Annotated in this window: 14 protein-coding genes and 1 other annotated feature; of the genes, 1 reads left to right on the plus strand and 13 read right to left on the minus strand. The window is 47.6% G+C overall.

The features are described 5' to 3' along the window. Both AC3WU2_RS10045 and AC3WU2_RS10050 read right to left on the minus strand, forming a co-directional pair. Complete coding sequence (locus AC3WU2_RS10045) at positions 1-1,380, minus strand: bifunctional folylpolyglutamate synthase/dihydrofolate synthase (RefSeq protein WP_492453709.1); 1,380 nt, start codon at positions 1,378-1,380, stop codon at positions 1-3. 20 nt (positions 1,381-1,400) lie between these two features. Then, positions 1,401-4,070: a valine--tRNA ligase gene (locus tag AC3WU2_RS10050; RefSeq protein ID WP_492453711.1), complete on the minus strand. Its 2,670-nt coding sequence runs from the start codon at positions 4,068-4,070 to the stop codon at positions 1,401-1,403. A 116-nt stretch (positions 4,071-4,186) separates the two neighbouring features. Next, positions 4,187-4,461, minus strand: a binding site (T-box leader). Between the two features lie 133 nt (positions 4,462-4,594). Between AC3WU2_RS10050 and AC3WU2_RS10055 the strand changes: the two genes are divergently transcribed. After that, on the plus strand, positions 4,595-4,759 hold the full coding sequence (locus AC3WU2_RS10055) for a YszA family small membrane protein (protein ID WP_169445380.1): 165 nt from the start codon (positions 4,595-4,597) through the stop codon (positions 4,757-4,759). A gap of 391 nt (positions 4,760-5,150) precedes the next feature. Here AC3WU2_RS10055 and AC3WU2_RS10060 read toward each other — a convergent pair whose 3' ends face one another. From AC3WU2_RS10060 to speD, 11 genes are all read right to left on the minus strand, one after another. After that, positions 5,151-6,473: a LysM peptidoglycan-binding domain-containing protein gene (locus tag AC3WU2_RS10060; protein WP_492453713.1), complete on the minus strand. Its 1,323-nt coding sequence runs from the start codon at positions 6,471-6,473 to the stop codon at positions 5,151-5,153. A 399-nt stretch (positions 6,474-6,872) separates the two neighbouring features. Continuing rightward, entirely contained in the window at positions 6,873-7,694 is an 822-nt protein-coding gene (locus AC3WU2_RS10065) for an RluA family pseudouridine synthase (protein WP_492453715.1), read from the minus strand. A 53-nt stretch (positions 7,695-7,747) separates the two neighbouring features. Next, positions 7,748-9,046: a glutamate-1-semialdehyde 2,1-aminomutase gene (hemL, locus tag AC3WU2_RS10070; RefSeq protein WP_492453717.1), complete on the minus strand. Its 1,299-nt coding sequence runs from the start codon at positions 9,044-9,046 to the stop codon at positions 7,748-7,750. Between the two features lie 17 nt (positions 9,047-9,063). Further along, a complete protein-coding gene (gene hemB, locus AC3WU2_RS10075; protein WP_492453719.1) occupies positions 9,064-10,059 on the minus strand; it encodes a porphobilinogen synthase in 996 nt (331 codons plus the stop codon). 58 nt (positions 10,060-10,117) lie between these two features. After that, entirely contained in the window at positions 10,118-11,662 is a 1,545-nt protein-coding gene (gene cobA / locus AC3WU2_RS10080) for a uroporphyrinogen-III C-methyltransferase (RefSeq protein ID WP_492453721.1), read from the minus strand. Positions 11,663-11,675: 13 nt separating this feature from the next. Further along, positions 11,676-12,617, minus strand: coding sequence for a hydroxymethylbilane synthase (gene hemC / locus AC3WU2_RS10085; protein WP_018757012.1), 942 nt, complete (start codon positions 12,615-12,617; stop codon positions 11,676-11,678). A 52-nt stretch (positions 12,618-12,669) separates the two neighbouring features. After that, the gene (locus AC3WU2_RS10090) at positions 12,670-13,338 is read right to left on the minus strand and encodes a precorrin-2 dehydrogenase/sirohydrochlorin ferrochelatase family protein (protein WP_492453723.1); all 669 of its coding nucleotides are present in this window, start codon (positions 13,336-13,338) and stop codon (positions 12,670-12,672) included. Positions 13,339-13,343: 5 nt separating this feature from the next. Continuing rightward, positions 13,344-14,171, minus strand: a complete 828-nt coding sequence (gene ccsA, locus AC3WU2_RS10095; protein WP_018757010.1) for a cytochrome c biogenesis protein CcsA — start codon at positions 14,169-14,171, stop codon at positions 13,344-13,346. A gap of 14 nt (positions 14,172-14,185) precedes the next feature. Then, the gene (gene hemA, locus AC3WU2_RS10100; protein WP_314587096.1) at positions 14,186-15,586 is read right to left on the minus strand and encodes a glutamyl-tRNA reductase; all 1,401 of its coding nucleotides are present in this window, start codon (positions 15,584-15,586) and stop codon (positions 14,186-14,188) included. Between the two features lie 170 nt (positions 15,587-15,756). Further along, the gene (locus tag AC3WU2_RS10105; RefSeq protein ID WP_492453725.1) at positions 15,757-16,299 is read right to left on the minus strand and encodes a hypothetical protein; all 543 of its coding nucleotides are present in this window, start codon (positions 16,297-16,299) and stop codon (positions 15,757-15,759) included. A 122-nt stretch (positions 16,300-16,421) separates the two neighbouring features. Continuing rightward, the gene (gene speD, locus AC3WU2_RS10110) at positions 16,422-16,820 is read right to left on the minus strand and encodes an adenosylmethionine decarboxylase (protein WP_018757007.1); all 399 of its coding nucleotides are present in this window, start codon (positions 16,818-16,820) and stop codon (positions 16,422-16,424) included. Positions 16,821-16,831: the final 11 nt, after the last annotated feature.

Raw genomic sequence — 16,831 nt, forward strand, 5'->3', positions numbered from 1 at the left:
TCACCAACCTTTTTCAGAATCGGTTTGATACAAAATATAAGATCGTACATCTGCGATTAAATACAAAGTACCGGAGACAACGGTTAAATCTGCAGGAGCTGCCATAGACGCTAGCTTCGCAAGCGCCGCCTTCCAGTTCGGTTCGATGATGATCTGAAGATCAGGACGCGGCGACTCTGCCAATACGTTTTGCACGATGGCGTAGAGATCCTCCGCATTCATTTTTTTACGGAAATCAGGCTCGGTCAAAATGAGCGTATCCACTATTGGTAGTATATGCCGTAAATAGTCTGTATGATTCTTCGTTGATAACATTCCCATCATCAAATGTACACGCTCGTACGTATACGTCTCGCGTAGTGCTTGTGCGAGGGTTGCTGCACCTTCAGGATTATGGGCCCCGTCAACTAATAGGCGCGGCTGCTCTGAGATCATCTCGAGCCGTCCAGCCCATGCAGCTGCTCGCAATCCTTCCAGCAAATCTTCATCATCAATCAGCAATGCATAATATTGTTTCAGTACTTCCAGCGCCATCACTGTTACACCAGCATTCTTAATCTGATGCGCACCATTCAATTGAATCGTTAACTGATCCAACGTACGGAACGGTCCTTGGAACTTAAAAACTTGTTGATTCTCTTCACTTGATAACGTCGTGAGACGATATTGATCATTCATTAAGTACAAAGTTGACTTCTGGTGCTGCGCCGTATTACGAATCACTTCAATCACTTCAGGCTGCTCCACGGAGCTAACGATCGGCACGCCTGGTTTGATAATCCCTGCCTTTTCCCGGGCAATCGCTTCGAGCGAATCGCCGAGAATATCCATATGATCGTGGCCGACATTCGTAATAATCGAGATGATCGGTGTTACGATGTTGGTCACATCCATACGTCCGCCAAGGCCTGTCTCCCAGACGACAAAGTCAGGGAACACAACCTTCGCATAATAGATAATCGCAATCGTCGTCGAGACCTCGAACATCGTTGGTGATCCCATTTCAGACGCGGCTATCTCTTCAACGAGAGGCCTTAAAGTATTCGTGATCGCCAGCAAAGTCTCTTCAGGAATGTTCGTGCCATTATACTGGAAGCGATCTGTAAACTTCGTAATATACGGTGATGTGAACGTTCCGACATCATAACCCGATTGACGAAGCACAGAGGTAAGAAACGCGCACGTCGATCCTTTACCGTTCGTCCCCGCGACATGAATGAATTTCAATGTGCGCTCCGGATGCCCGAGCCGCTCCATCATCAACTCAATACGCTGCATACCAGGACGAATCCCGAATGGAATGAGTCCGTTAATCCAATCTACTGCTTGTTGGTATTGGTCGAAAGGGGCTGTCGTTACAGCCCCGCGATTGTCCGCCATGGTGATCTCACCCTTCACTCTTAGCTTTGCAGCTCTTGAATGCGTGCAAGCACTTTGTCAAGCTTATCGGAATAATCCTGCTGTTTCGCGCGCTCTTCTTCGATGACTTTAGCAGGTGCTTTGGCAACAAAACCTTCATTGGCAAGCTTCTTATCGACACGTTCAACTTCGCTTCTTAAATTCTTCACTTCTTTTTCAAGACGCTCAATTTCCTGCGCAATATCGATCAACCCTGCAAGCGGGAGATACAGCTCGGCGCCCGTCACGATGGCTGTCATCGCTTTTTCTGGCACAACAATGTCTGTAGAAGCTTCGAACTGCGAAGTGTTACAGAAACGTTTGATGTAGCCTTCATTGTTACGGATAATCGCATCGCTCTGCGCATCAGCCGATTTAATGACAAGTTCGATTTTCTTGCTCATCGGAACGTTCACTTCTGCACGTACGTTACGAACAGCGCGGATAATGTCCATCAGCAAGTTCATTTCTTTCACGGCATCCGGAGCTTCCAATTTCTCATCGTATGTCGGCCAAGCAGCAAGTGTAATCGTCTCGCCTTCATGCGGCAAATGCTGCCATATTTCCTCGGAAATATAAGGCATGAATGGATGGATCATCCGCTGTGTACGGTCAAGCACGTAGGACAATACGGATTGGGTCGTACGTTTCGCTTCCGCATCCTCACCATAGAGGCTAAGCTTCGCGAACTCGATGTACCAGTCGCACAGATCATCCCAGATAAAGTTATACAAGAGGCGTCCTGTCTCACCAAATTCGTAAGAATCCATCAGACGTGTAATATCGCGTGCCGTTTCGTTCAAACGGTGTAGTATCCAGCGATCCGCCGTTGAGAGATTGCCGCTGATATCGATCTGATCAACCGTGAAGCCTTCAAGATTCATCAAGGCAAAACGGGAGGCATTCCAAATTTTATTGGCAAAGTTACGTGCCTGTTCAACCCGCTCCCAGCGGAAACGCAGGTCTTGCCCTGGCGTGCTGCTCGTGGAGATCATGTAGCGCATAGCGTCAGTACCATATTGGTCAATGACTTCTAGTGGGTCAACACCATTGCCGAGGGATTTGGACATTTTGCGTCCTTCGGAATCACGAACAAGACCATGCATTAATACATCTTTGAACGGAATTTCATCAGTGAATTCCAACGCCGTGAAGATCATGCGAGCAACCCAGAAATAAATGATGTCGTAACCTGTTACGAGCACATCAACCGGATAGTAGCGTTTCAAATCTTCTGTATCTTCTGGCCACCCAAGTGTTGAGAAAGGCCATAGTGCTGAACTAAACCACGTATCCAGTACATCCTCGTCTTGTTTTAGGTTCGCGCTTCCACATTTGCAGCAAGCCGTTACATCTTCATGCGCCACATGAAGCTCACCGCAATCATTACAATACCAAGCTGGAATACGGTGTCCCCACCAGAGCTGTCTGGAAATACACCAGTCCCGAACATTCTCAATCCAGTTCAAGTATGTTTTCTCGAACCGATCCGGTACAAAGTTAACGCCTTTGCCTGACTTCTGCGCTTCAATCGCACGTTCAGCTAATGGTTTCATTCGTACGAACCATTGTGTGGAGAGATAAGGTTCAACCACAGCTCCGCTGCGCTCACTATGTCCTACTTGATGAACATGATCTTCAATCTTGATCAATACACCTAGTTCTTTCAAGTCATTTACAATTTGCTTCCGGCAATCCGCACGATCAATTCCTTGGTACTTACCAGCAAGCTCGTTCATGACGCCGGACTCATCCATCACTGTGATTTGTGGAAGATCATGACGAAGACCCATTTCAAAGTCATTCGGATCATGTGCTGGCGTAATTTTCACCGCGCCGCTTCCGAAGTCTTTCTCAACATAATCATCCGCAATCACCGGAATTTCACGCCCAACAATTGGAAGGATAAGCATCTTGCCAATCATATCTTTGTAACGTTCATCTTTTGGATGAACTGCAACCGCTGTATCACCGAGCATCGTCTCCGGACGCGTCGTTGCCACTGTGATCGAACCGCTGCCATCTGCAAGTGGGTATTTCAAATGATACAAATGGCCTTGTATTTCCTTATACTCTACTTCAATATCCGACAATGCTGTGCGTGCTGCTGGATCCCAGTTAATGATATATTTGCCGCGATAGATCAAGCCTTTTTCATAGAGCTTCACGAAGACTTCACGAACCGCTTTGGACAGACCCTCATCGAGTGTAAACCGCTCACGGGAATAGTCGAGTGACAACCCCATTTTCGCCCATTGCTCACGTATCGTGTTCGCGTAAGTTTCTTTCCAATCCCATATTTGCTCTAGAAATTTCTCACGTCCCAGATCATGGCGCGTTACGCCGCCTTCACGCAGCTTCTGCTCAACCTTCGTCTGTGTCGCAATCCCTGCATGGTCAGAACCTGGCAGCCACAACGCATCATAACCCTGCATCCGCTTCGTACGCACAAGAATATCTTGCAATGTAAAATCGAGCGCATGCCCAATATGAAGCATTCCTGTTACGTTCGGCGGTGGGATCACGATGGAATACTTCGGCGCATCCGGACGTTGTCCTGCTTTGAAAAATTCATTTTTCATCCAGAAATCGTACCACTTCTGCTCGGCCGCTTTTGGATCATACGTCGTTGGCATTGACGTCTGGTTCTTATTATCCTGTGCTTCTGACATGATAAACCCTCCATTTATTTACATTCAGAGTCTACACCTACACGTTCAATCCATGTATAAGTCTATAGGTAAAACCAATAAACTTGGGAGTTGAACAAATAAAAAAACCCTTCGTCTCAAAGGACGAAAGGTTATCTTCCGTGGTACCACCTTTGTTTCGCATACCGCTAACAAACATCATCTACCTATAGCATGCGACACTCAACAGATAACGGCTGCTACCGGTTTGCACTAGCTCTTCCATTCATCGCAGATACATCTGCATCTAGAAGGATTCGAACAAACAACTCCAGGGCGACTTCAGCAACTACATCCTGCGGAGCCTCACAGCGTCAGTCAGCTCCACTCTCTGAAGGGTTCGGTGCCTACTATTCCCTTTCAATGTCTTTCCTATATAGAATATCCAATATTTTATCATTTAAATCCCTCATCGTCAATCATTGCAAGCAGATGTACAGAAGCTAGGCTTCCTAGTCATACCAGCTCGTCAATCCTCATAGAATACGATAAGGTGGTGGTCCAACGTGGAACGATGGTGGTACAAAAACCGCTATACCGTCAAAGGCGTCATTTTCCCTTTAATCTGCATCCAATTTGTCCATACCCTCATATTGCCTACGGGTTTTGGTGTCTTCGTCCTTTTTGCACTGTTCTTAATCTACTTAGGATTTATATTTAACGTCTATTAGCTCATGTTCAAAAAGTCGGCATTTCAGCACCGAGAAGGTTGCGAGAACCTGAAGAAGTAGGAACGGAGTTTAGGCGAAACCTAAATGAGTACCGGACTTCGAAGGTGAACGCAAGATTCGATGTCGGTTATGCTTCTTGAATGACTTCGTGATCAAATGATGACTTTTTGAACAACCTCTATTAGCATACATCATGCCTGGGAGGCTTTGCAGACGACTGTCTGTAAGGCCTCTTTAACATATATCAGGCAAGGCACTCGCAGAACAGCAAAAAACCCCTCACCTGACCCGGTCGAGATTCTCTCGAAGTGGCTCTGGTTACGGGGCTCGCTCATCCGATCCACGCTGAACATCATGATCATCGAATGTCATTTTGCTCCACTCAATTCAATTATGGGATATACAAAACTTGACCTTCCGCTATCGTATGATCATTCAATCGATTATATAACAGCAGTTCACGTGGATTCATGTTATAGCGATCGGCGATCATATCCAAGGTTTCTTCCCGCTGAACTATACACATCTTTAACTTGCGGAAGGCTCTCTTCTCATCTTCATGATTCAAGAATAGACTCTTCCATTCGACTTCTTCACCATTCGAACTAGAACGCAGCTTCTTCGCTTGCTTCTCCAGTTCTTCTACGGCATGACGCGTCTCAATTTCCTTGATATTCTTACTCGAATAGAGCAGCGCGCTAAGACCCATATTATTAGCATTCTCAGGTTCTGGCTCTTTCTTACTGTTAAAAGCAACCTTGAGCGCTTTCTTCTCTTCCTCGATCCGCTCTTCAAGAGAAAGTTCCTCCGCTTCGGAGATCGTGTTCTCCTCTACTAACCCGTAATCATAGAAAGGGGCCTGCTGCGACTCTTCGATCGGATGCTCCGAATTTGAAATAAACACTCTTTCTTTTTCTTGCTCAATCGGTTCTTGAGGTGTGAATTCCAGATGAGGTTCCTTGTCCGTCTCCAGTGAATCAATCTGTTGTGGCTGATCGCTGAGCGTTACCTCGGCAATGCGTTCCGTCGATTCACGATCTTCTTGCTCAATCTGATTCTGACTATCCGCTCCCTCGGCCTGAATGGTAATAAATTCGGGATGAAACGTTATACCTTGATGCTGCTGCTGCTCAATCTCGTGCTCAATCTGTTGCTCACGCTCGTACAAGCTGACGGATTCGAGAATATCGCCAACATTATTATTCTTCGAGGCCTGGAACGCCTCTTCCGGTACGTCTTCTTCCGATTGGGAACGGAAATCCTTCGGTGCAGCTGCCTGAACTTTTACCGGCTCGGTCTGGTGAACAACGGTAAATTGCTCGGCCATCCAAGGCGATTGCTCCGGCTGTGTAAGTTCAATCCCTTTGAGCGACAGTACGCCATTAATGTTAATCGTTCGCGTCGATAGCAGATCCACATCGAAATTCTCAATCTCGACTGAAATATCGTCCAGACTTTGTACTCGATTCATTGGCAATGTAATTTCCACAGGAATAAAGTGCGCGAGGGTAAGCGTTGAACGCTGCTCATCATCGCCTTTATATACGCCAGACAGCAGCAGATTGCCGCGCAGCGTTGCGTGGTCTCCATGCGGAACGACTTGAACATTCGGAACAAGCTCAATCTCTTCTAATTCTTGTATCCCAACTACTTCATCTGATAAGTGAACCCGCTCGTAAATGTCAAATCGCAAACCATAGGATTGATCAAACAAAACGAGGTCCTCCCTTCTGCATATAAACCTAAATGACCATCATTGTCAGATGGATATCATGACTACTTACATTTATCTATATGCCTAGAAGGAAAGAGCATGCCATATATTTTTGAAAAGTGGGACAAAGTTTATGAACTTTGTGGAAATTTGCTATCTTAGCAAAAAAGAACCTGGCCGTTGGCCAGGTCCTTCATGAAACTGCTACGTTCGAGCACGTGAAAGGAGGGGGTACGGGGTTCCACACGCTGTTGAAATTCGTGTTCATTGAATGAAGTTTAGCGGTTATAACACGAATTTCAAAGGCGGACGCTATCGCTTCTCCACCCCGTACCCCCTTCCTATTTGTTCTACTTTGTGCTCTCTTCTACTTTTTTTAGATCGTCAGATCCAACACGTTTATGCATTCGAACCGCTAAACTTCGCATACAGCTCCTTGAACATCACGGTCCATGGAGCTTCGACTTCCATCCATTCCCCGTACATCGGATGCTGGAAGCGCAGCAATTCGCCATGTAACGCCTGGTACGCTGCATTCTCATCGCTGCCGCCATAGAGGGTATCTCCGAGCAGTGGATGGCCCGCATGACTCATATGGACGCGAATCTGATGGGTTCTTCCTGTCTCAAGCTGAAGACGTACTAGGCTCACTCCTGCATGTGGGAATGTCTCGATTAGCTCAACATGGGTCACTGCATGATCTCCTGTTGGCGAGACACGGCGCCGCTGCTTATGATGACGATCTTTACCGATCGGTGCATCAATCTTGCGCAGCTTAGGATCAACGATCCCCTGCACGAAGGCGACATAAACCCGTTCAATCGCTTTCTCACGCATTGCTTCATCCAGTCGAATTTGGCTGAACTCATTTTTCGCGTACAGGACCGGGCCTGTCGTATATTCATCCAGCCGATGAATATGCCGGACGCGATGCTGCTGTCCCGAACATGCATAATAGCTGGCTACGGCGTTCGCAAGCGTCTCCACTTGATCCGGCACCGTGGGATGTACGAGCATCCCCGCTGGCTTGTTCACCACCATACAGAAATCATCTTCATACAGAACCTCAAGTTCTGTCCAATAAGCCGGGATCGGATCCGTCTCTTCTGGGAACAATCGGACCCGCAGGCGATCTCCCGCCTTCACGAGGTCACCCCTATGAGCCAGCTTCGATGCAAACTTCTCCGGTAAATGAAGAGACGACTGCGATGCAGTCGTCACGAGCCATTCTCCTTTGCGTATCCATTGTTCCGGGGATAGATAACGTTCCGGAATCATAGCTGCTTGAGCGCAATGTAGTTCGCTTCGATCGTCGCATCGATATCTGCATCGCTATGCGCCGCAGAGACGAACATACCCTCGAATTGCGATGGAGCGATACTTACACCCGCATTCAGCATATTGCCGAAGTAGCGACGGAAATGATCCAAATTCGCTGTCTTCGCCGTATCATAGTTAATCACGAACTGATCTGTAAAGAACGGACAGACCATCGATCCCACGCGGTTTATCGTCACTGGAATACCCAGTTCTTTTGCATTCTTCTCAAATCCAAGATGCAATTTCACCGCTTGCCGTTCAAGCTGCTCATACACATCTTTCGTTAGAAGCTTCAAGGTCGTATACCCTGCAATCATCGCCAGAGGATTACCGCTCAGCGTTCCTGCTTGATAGATCGGACCGGATGGAGCCATCTGTTCCATAATCTCACGTTTACCGCCATATGCGCCTACAGGCAGACCGCCACCGATCACTTTACCCATACAAGTCAAGTCAGGCTTAATGTCATACAATCCTTGTGCACAGTTAATATGTACCCGGAATCCTGTCATGACCTCATCGAAGATCAACAAGCTACCGTATTGTGTGGTGATATCACGCAGTCCTTGCAAGAACCCAGGCAATGGCGGAACCACACCCATATTTCCTGCAATCGGCTCAACGATCACGCAAGCAAGCTCTTCACCGTAGCGTTCAAAAGCAACACGCACCGACTCCAAATCGTTATAGGGCACCGTAATGGTATTCGAAGCTACACCCTCAGGTACGCCAGGGCTATCTGGAAGTCCGAGTGTCGCAACACCAGAACCCGCTTTGATCAAGAGACTATCGGCATGGCCGTGATAAGATCCTTCAAATTTCAGTACCTTGCTGCGTCCCGTGTAACCCCGAGCCAGACGGATCGCACTCATCGTCGCTTCTGTCCCCGAATTTACCATCCGCACAATATCCACCGAAGGTACACGTTCGCACACAAGCTTCGCCATTAACGTCTCTATTTCAGTCGGAGCACCGAAGCTTGTTCCTTTGGCAGCAGTCTTCTGAATCGCTTCAATCACTTCTGGATGGGCATGCCCCATAATGAGCGGTCCCCAGGAACAGATATAATCGATGAAGCTGTTGCCATCAATATCATAAATCCGCGAACCCGCCGCATGATCAATATATAACGGTGTTAAACCTACCGATTTAAATGCACGAACAGGGCTGTTTACGCCACCCGGAATATATTTTTTTGCCTCTGCAAAAGCTTCTCTAGCACGGTCATCTTTACGTGTTTGAAGATTGTCCATTTCGATTCCTATCTCCTTTACTTCAGCCATCTTGCCGCATCTTTGGCAAAATACGTAATGATTAAATCAGCACCCGCACGCTTCATACCGATCAACGTCTCTAGCACAATGGCCTTCTCATCGATCCATCCATTCTGTGCAGCCGCTTTGACCATCGAATATTCCCCACTTACGTTATAAGCGACGAGCGGAAGATCAAACTGATCTTTGAGCGTACGAATAATATCCATATAGGCAAGCGCAGGCTTCACCATCAGCATATCCGCACCTTCGAGCACGTCGGATTCTGCTTCACGAAGCGCTTCTTGTGCATTGGCAGGGTCCATTTGGTACGTCTTACGATCCCCGAATTGCGGCGCCGAATGTGCAGCTTCACGGAACGGTCCGTAGAAAGCCGATGCGTATTTGACCGAATAAGACATGATCGCAATATGAGCGTAACCCGCTTCATCCAATCCCGTACGAATCGCTTGCACGAATCCATCCATCATATTCGATGGCGCAATAATATCCGCACCTGCCTCAGCTTGTGATACAGCCGTTTTCACGAGCAGTTCGAGCGAAGCATCATTATCCACTTCACCATGCAGCTCGCCGCAGCGATCTTCCACATGCACCATGCCGCAATGTCCATGATCAGTGAACTGACATAAGCAAGTATCTGCCACAACGACAAGATCTGGATATCTTTTCTTAATATACCGCGTCGCTTGCTGAACAATACCGTCCTCCGCATAAGCAGATGACCCTACAGCGTCCTTGGTCTCAGGTACGCCGAACAGCAGTACCGAAGGAATGTTCAAGCTGACGATCTCATCGATCTCTGCATCCAATTGATCCATAGACAAATGATACACACCAGGCATCGAAGGAATCTCTTCACGGACATTCGTTCCGTATGTAACAAAAATCGGCGCAATCAAATCATTTACCGTTAGTACCGTCTCACGCACCATGTTGCGAATGCCTGCCGTACGGCGCAGACGGCGATGTCTCACGATTGGAAAACTCATTAAGGTACCCTCCTAGAAGTGAAATCAATATATCGTTGAAATGAGAACACAAACATGTTTATCTTTTCGCTAAAACGCAAAGCGCATGTACAAGCGATTCAATCGTTGCTTCTTCCGAAATGGCTGACACGGTCAGCCCTGCTGCTACGGCGGTCTCCGCTGTAAGCGGCCCAATACAAGCGATCTCAACACCACTTAGCATGTCAGCTAAATTGGTAACGCCTAGTCGTTGAAATGCTCGAATGAAATTCGTAACCGTCGAGGAGCTCGTAAATGTAATCATATGAATGTCACGGGCCTCAAGCTGTTCCAGCAACTCTCGTCCTTCTTCATCATCGTTCACTGGAACTGTCTCGTATACCTTTAGGTCCGTAACGTCAAGACCCAGGCTATAAAGCTGCTCTGGCAACCATTTGCGTGCAAGATCTCCTCGAGGAAGCAGCACGCGCTGCCCTGGATTCAACTCCGTACGAATTGCTTCCAGAATACCCTCTGCCCGATACTCTTCCGGCAAGCATTCTGTCATGATCCCACGAGATTCAAGAGCTTCTGCCGTCTTCGGACCCACCGCTACCACACGTGCTCGCGTTAACCGCCGGATATCCATCCGATTCTCACGCAGATGTTCGAAGAAACACTCTACCCCATTCACACTCGTAAAAATAGCCCAGTCATACGACTCCAGCTGCTGCATCGTCTCACGGATAACAGCAAGCTGATCCGGCGATGAGGTACGCCTTGTCTCAATGACAGGAAATTCGACTGGTTCCCCGCCAAGGTCATCGATGTGCTGCACAAGGTCACTTGCTTGCGATCTGGCGCGTGTTACGAGCACCCGTCTTCCGAACAGAGGCTGATGCTCCACCCATTTTAATTTCTCACGCTGCAAGACCACATCGCCGACCACGATAACCGCGGGAGATTGGAAATTCGTGACTCTGACTTGCTCCGCAATCGTTGCAAGTGTTCCGACGAGCGTCTCTTGCTCGGGCCGTGTCCCCCAACGAATGAGGGCAACGGGTGTCTCCGGCGACCTGCCGTGCTTCATCAATTGCTCACTTATGTAATCGATCTTCGCTACACCCATCAGAAATACAAGTGTACCTGTCGCATTCGTTACCTTGTCCCAATAAATAGATTTATCCAGCTTATCTGGACTTTCATGCCCTGTGATGACGGAGAACGAAGAGGCAAGATCACGATGTGTAACTGGGATTCCCGCATATGCTGGGACCGCAATCGCAGAGGTAATGCCCGGCACGATCTCATAACCAATATCATGCTGCCGTAACAATTCGGCTTCTTCCCCGACACGTCCGAATACCGTTGGATCTCCGCCCTTAAGACGTGTAACCACCTTACCCTCCAAGGCAAGATCAACAAGCAATTGATTGATGTCTTCTTGCTTCATTGTGTGCCGATCCGGGAGTTTGCCGACATAGACCTTCGTCGCGCCTGGTTTCATATATTTGAGCAACCTTGGAGAAGCAAGACGGTCATAGACGATGACGTCTGACCGCTGAATGCACTCCAGACCTTTTAATGTAATGAGCTTGGCATCTCCCGGCCCTGCGCCGACAAGATAAACGATTCCTTTCCCCAATCCGTCCATCTCCCTACTGATTCAATTCCGCCAAAATTCGGTCTGCTCCCTGTGCAATAAGTTGATTAGCCACCTGTTCCCCTAGCTGTTCAGGGTTATTCCCGCGAAGCGTTTCTTTCAGTATAACACGTCCATCGGTTGTGCCGACCATCCCTGTCAATTCAATCACAGGATGCTGTTCATCATCCGACACGAGCGTCGCAAATGCGCCAATCGGCACCTGGCATCCGCCGTTCAACCGTCCAAGGAAACGACGTTCAGCTCGAACCGTCAACGCAGTCGAGTGATCATTGAATAGCTGCAGCAATTCGCGAACCTCAGGATCATTCTCCCGACACTCAATCCCAAGCGCCCCTTGTCCAACCGCCGGCAGACATACATCCGGTGACAAATGTTCTGTTATCCGATCTTCCCATCCCATACGAACAAGCCCCGCTGTTGCGAGCATAATCGCATCAAAGCCTTCTGTCTCCAGCTTCCGCAGTCGAGAATCAATATTTCCACGAATCGACTCCAATTTCAGGTCAGGTCGTACATGCTGTAATTGCGAAGAACGACGCAGACTGCTCGTTCCTACTTTGGCTCCAAGCGGAAGCTCCGACAGCTTGAGTCCTTCACGAGAGATAAGGCAGTCCCGTGGGTCTACGCGCATCGGTATAGCACCATTCATGAGGCCTGCTGGCAGCTCTGAAGGCATATCCTTCATACTGTGAACAGCCATATCAATCACTCCATCGATAAGGGCCTGTTCAATTTCCTTCACGAACAGCCCTTTGCCCCCGACCTTTGACAAGGTAACATCTAGAATCTTATCGCCCTTTGTTACAATTTTATGGATCTCGAATTGATAGGGCAGTCCATGCTTCTTACAGATTTGTTCCAACTGCGCTATGACTTGTCCTGTTTGTGTCAACGCAAGTGCGCTCTGCCTTGTTCCTACGATTATCTTACGCATCGTGTTGCCTCCTCGTCCTGACTTGCAAATATAGCAATATTAGATTTAGCTTTTATTCGATCACAGCAATCTGTTCCTTTATCCATTTCTCCATCCACCCTGAATCCGCTGGAGGAAAGACACCTTGCTCGATCTGCTCTAACCAGTTCATCTCAAGCATCTGCTTCATCAATTGTCTTCGAACGCCAGCATCAGGAATGCTGCGTTGTATCATGTGACGTAGATCAGCTAGTACATCCAAATATACCTCATATGCCTCACCATACTGCGCATCAATCTCTGACACAATCCGCTTCGCAACCTCTGGGCTCGCCCCGGAGGTCGATACCGAAATAATCAATTTCCCTCGCCGCATCGTGCTCGCATTCACAAAGTTGGAGCTGCGTGAGGAACTCGCGACATTAACCAGAATGCCTAGAGCATGCGCATCGATTGAGACACGCTCATTCACTACCTCCGAATCGGTCGCAGCGAACACGATTTGAGCCCCTTTGAGGTCCCCAGGTTGATAGGTTCGATTCCTATCCGTTATTCGCCCTTCTGCGATCCATTGGTCGATTTGCGGGGAATAGTCACTACTGACAACATGCACTTTCGCTCCTGCTTCGAGCAAACCTCGAATTTTACGTTCCGCGATACGTCCACCGCCTATAACAATGCATCGTAGGTGTTCCATCTGCAGTAATATCGGATAAAACACCGCGTCCGAGGCCTCTTCCATAGCAATCACTCCCATATCCAATGATGGAATGTAGAGAAAGAATTCACTGCGAAATTGAGCACCATGAGTGTGTACGCAAGCAGCGCCCACCGTGCCAATCGATATCCTGTATGCTTAAGTGAAACTCTTTTAATAAAATAATACACGTAACAAATCGCGGCCACGAGCGTGAGCAGCACCTTCACATCGAGGAGAAGATCCAACTTTTCTTCCATATAAATCGATGAGATGGCGACTGCTAGTGATAGGATCAACAGCGGCGTACCAATCATGATCGACAGATTCGCGTAGCGATCGATTTTCTCCAAGCTCGGCAATCGACGAACGGAGTCATCCCACTGCTTTTCCTTCAGCTTCCGGTGTAAGTACATGTACATCCCTGAGAATATACTCCCAATCGTAAATGCAGCAAAACTGCATATCGCAAACGCAACATGCAGAATTAGAATTTCTTTGACAATCTGCCAGTGTTCTAGCCGCTGCTCCCCGATCGGACTGCTAAATAAATTAAGTAAAAGTACGGCAAACCCTATTACGTTCACGATAAACACGATATATTCAATCTTAAAAAAGAGACTGATGAGCAGCGAGATCGTGACGAGTAACCAAGATAAAAGAAACATAAATTCAAGTACAGACAACAATGGAACGGCCGGCTGCTCAATTAATTTCCCTGCAAGGAAGAGTGTCTGCAGGCCCCATACAAAAAGAAGAAGCCCCGTGCCCATCCGCTTCGCACTCCGATTTGGCTGTGCAAAATCGGAGAAATAAAACAGAAGGCTCAGGGCGTATATATAGATAATCGCATCATACATCCAATTCTGAGTTAACATCAATCCTTCACCACCTACTTCGTTACGGTCGCCCATGCAAATCCAGATTTTGATCCGGCAGACGATCTTTCGTTCATTCTCATCTCAGGTGATGATGTTTGCTCATGTGCCTTGTTCTGACGCTGCTCTTCTGCTTCCGCCTTCTCCATCTGCTCTTCGAGCGCGAAAATCTGCGTGAACATTTCGATTGCCTCGTCGCCGTTCTTCTCAACAGCCATTTCTTTAATCCGTAGAATCGGATCATGCAGCATCTGATTGACAATACTCTTCGTCAATTTGCGGATGACCTTCGCTTGTCGTTCATCCAGATCCGGCAGTTTCTTGAATAGGCTCTCCATGGTGTCTTGATGGATTTGCGCTGACTTCTGCTGCAAAGCATAAATGACAGGGCTAACGCCAAGGGTCTTCAGCCACTGACGGAAAGCTTCTATTTCCTTCGCAATCATCGCATCAATCTTCGTCGCTTCCTTCCGGCGAAGTTCGAGATTGCTCTCAACAATCCCCTCAAGATCATCAATATCGTACAAGAACACATTCGGTATCGAACCAATCGCAGGGTCTAAGTCACGCGGCACCGCAATGTCGATCATGAAAATCGGTCGATTCTTGCGCTTCTTCATGCTCTCCTGTACCTGCTTCACATCCAGTACGAAACCATCTGCCCCTGTCGAGCTAATGACGATATCCACCTCATGAAGCAGCGATATCCCGCCTTGAATCGAACAAGCTCGTCCATTGAACTTCGACGCTAATTGTTCCGCACGCGTTAGTGTACGGTTCGCGACGATCACTTCGTCCGCTCCGTTCGCATATAAATGCTTCACCGTTAACTCGCTCATCTTCCCGGCTCCAAGAATGAGAACCTTCTTCTTCGAAAATTGCCCGAAGATTCGTTTGCCGAGCTCCACCGCCGCATAACTAACCGAGACAGCCGCTTCACCAATGGTTGTCTCCGCATGGGCACGCTTGGCCATCGTAATGGCTTGTTTGAAGAGCATGTTAAACCATGTTCCAGTTGCTCCGTACTCTTGTGCAAGCAGGAAAGCATCTTTCATCTGCCCAAGTATTTGCGTCTCCCCAATGACCATCGAATCAAGTCCGCTTGTCACTTGGAATAAATGCTCCAGTGCGCGATCATCCTCATAGATGTACAAATAATTTGTAAATTCTTGACGAGGAATCTGGAACCATTTCTCCATAAAGCTGCGAATGAAATGTCCGCACATGTGCAGACGATCCACAACAACATAAATTTCCGTCCGATTGCAAGTCGCAACAATCACACATTCTAGAACGCTTTTCGTTGCCTTAAGTTGTTGTAACGCCTCTGGTAAAGCTTGTTCGGCAATGGCGAACCGCTCCCTCACTTCGACCGGGGCCGTCCGATAATTGAGTCCGACCGCTAAAATGTGCATTGTGTCACCTGCCTTCTCTATCGCTATATCATGTAAATTATATCACAGTTCGACAAATCCATTACGTTCAAATTTGAAAAAATTATGAAATGGGAAACATTCGTATTTAGTGTAGACCTAAGCTCTTTCACTTATACCAAGACCGACACCCCATGTTACAATCTATTCCATTAAGGATTCATTTGCTTCTCCAGAAGTCCCCTCATTGCTTCATCCGCTTCCGTTACGATGACCGCTTCTGAGCTAACCAACTGACCGCTACCTGTTACGAGCTGCTCGTAAGCTTCGTAGAGCTCTCCATATCGTTTCTGAACCTCCTGGAGTAAGACCTTCTCCTCTTCATGCAGCGGACGGTATCCTGCGATCTGAACACTTGTAATAAATTCGAGCAGCTTATTCAAAGACTCTAATCGCTTCAAATGATCGTTCCCATATGCCTTCACGAGTCGGTCATGCGTATAGTTCGCTGAATAGATCGCGAGCTTGACGGCATCCAATTGGCTTGTATTCTCAATGGCAGACGCTTCATTTAACGAATTCTGTACTAGACCCATTTGAAATGAGGCGACTTCGTAGAGCATTCGTCCTGCATCTTCCTTGGCATCACTGCCACCCATCAGCTTATAAATCTGATAAGACGGCCAGACAATGACGAGAAAAACCATAACGACGATGAACCATTTTCCTGATATTCGACTTTGCCCTCGGCGCATACTTCGAACCCCTTTGCATGTACATTGTTCAACCTTGTACATTCTATGGGGTTCCGAGAAAACAAATAACCATGGAGATGAATCAATCTTCTCCATGGTTATCTTTCACTTGCTATGGCGTACTATGCGAATTGAGTTTGCTTCATCACAGGGTTCTCAACTTGAAGCTCCCCGATACCGCGAACCAATTTTTTCGCATACGTTTTATCCGGTTTAAGTACGGATACCAGGTAGTCAATTGCAACTTGCGGGTCTACTGTCTCGCCGCATGTATAACAATCAATTGCAGCAAAACCTCTTTCAGGATACGTGTGAATCGAGAGATGACTCTCAGATAACATTACTAATACCGTTGCACCTTGTGGTTCGAATTGTTTGGCTTGAACAGACAGTACAGTTGCACCGCTAGCTTCAGCCGCCTCTACCATTTGAGCTTGCAAAAATTCAGCATTGTTTAGGAGTTCAAAATCAACACCCCAAGTGTCAACTGCAACGTGTCTTCCGAAAGTTGAATATTCCATCTTCCGGTTCC

The sequence above is a fragment of the Paenibacillus sp. EB106-05-06-XG162 genome (assembly GCF_058791655.1).

Bases quoted from the DNA above. Each gene is read 5' to 3' on its own strand.
- AC3WU2_RS10045 (WP_492453709.1), bottom strand. From the start codon at position 1,380: ATGGCGGACAATCGCGGGGCTGTAACGACAGCCCCTTTCGACCAATAC.
- AC3WU2_RS10050 (WP_492453711.1), bottom strand. From the start codon at position 4,070: ATGTCAGAAGCACAGGATAATAAGAACCAGACGTCAATGCCAACGACG.
- hemL (WP_492453717.1), bottom strand. From the start codon at position 9,046: ATGGACAATCTTCAAACACGTAAAGATGACCGTGCTAGAGAAGCTTTT.
- hemB (WP_492453719.1), bottom strand. From the start codon at position 10,059: ATGAGTTTTCCAATCGTGAGACATCGCCGTCTGCGCCGTACGGCAGGC.
- hemC (WP_018757012.1), bottom strand. From the start codon at position 12,617: ATGCGTAAGATAATCGTAGGAACAAGGCAGAGCGCACTTGCGTTGACA.
- AC3WU2_RS10090 (WP_492453723.1), bottom strand. From the start codon at position 13,338: ATGGAAGAGGCCTCGGACGCGGTGTTTTATCCGATATTACTGCAGATG.
- ccsA (WP_018757010.1), bottom strand. From the start codon at position 14,171: ATGTTAACTCAGAATTGGATGTATGATGCGATTATCTATATATACGCC.
- hemA (WP_314587096.1), bottom strand. From the start codon at position 15,586: ATGCACATTTTAGCGGTCGGACTCAATTATCGGACGGCCCCGGTCGAA.
- AC3WU2_RS10105 (WP_492453725.1), bottom strand. From the start codon at position 16,299: ATGCGCCGAGGGCAAAGTCGAATATCAGGAAAATGGTTCATCGTCGTT.
- speD (WP_018757007.1), bottom strand. From the start codon at position 16,820: ATGGAATATTCAACTTTCGGAAGACACGTTGCAGTTGACACTTGGGGT.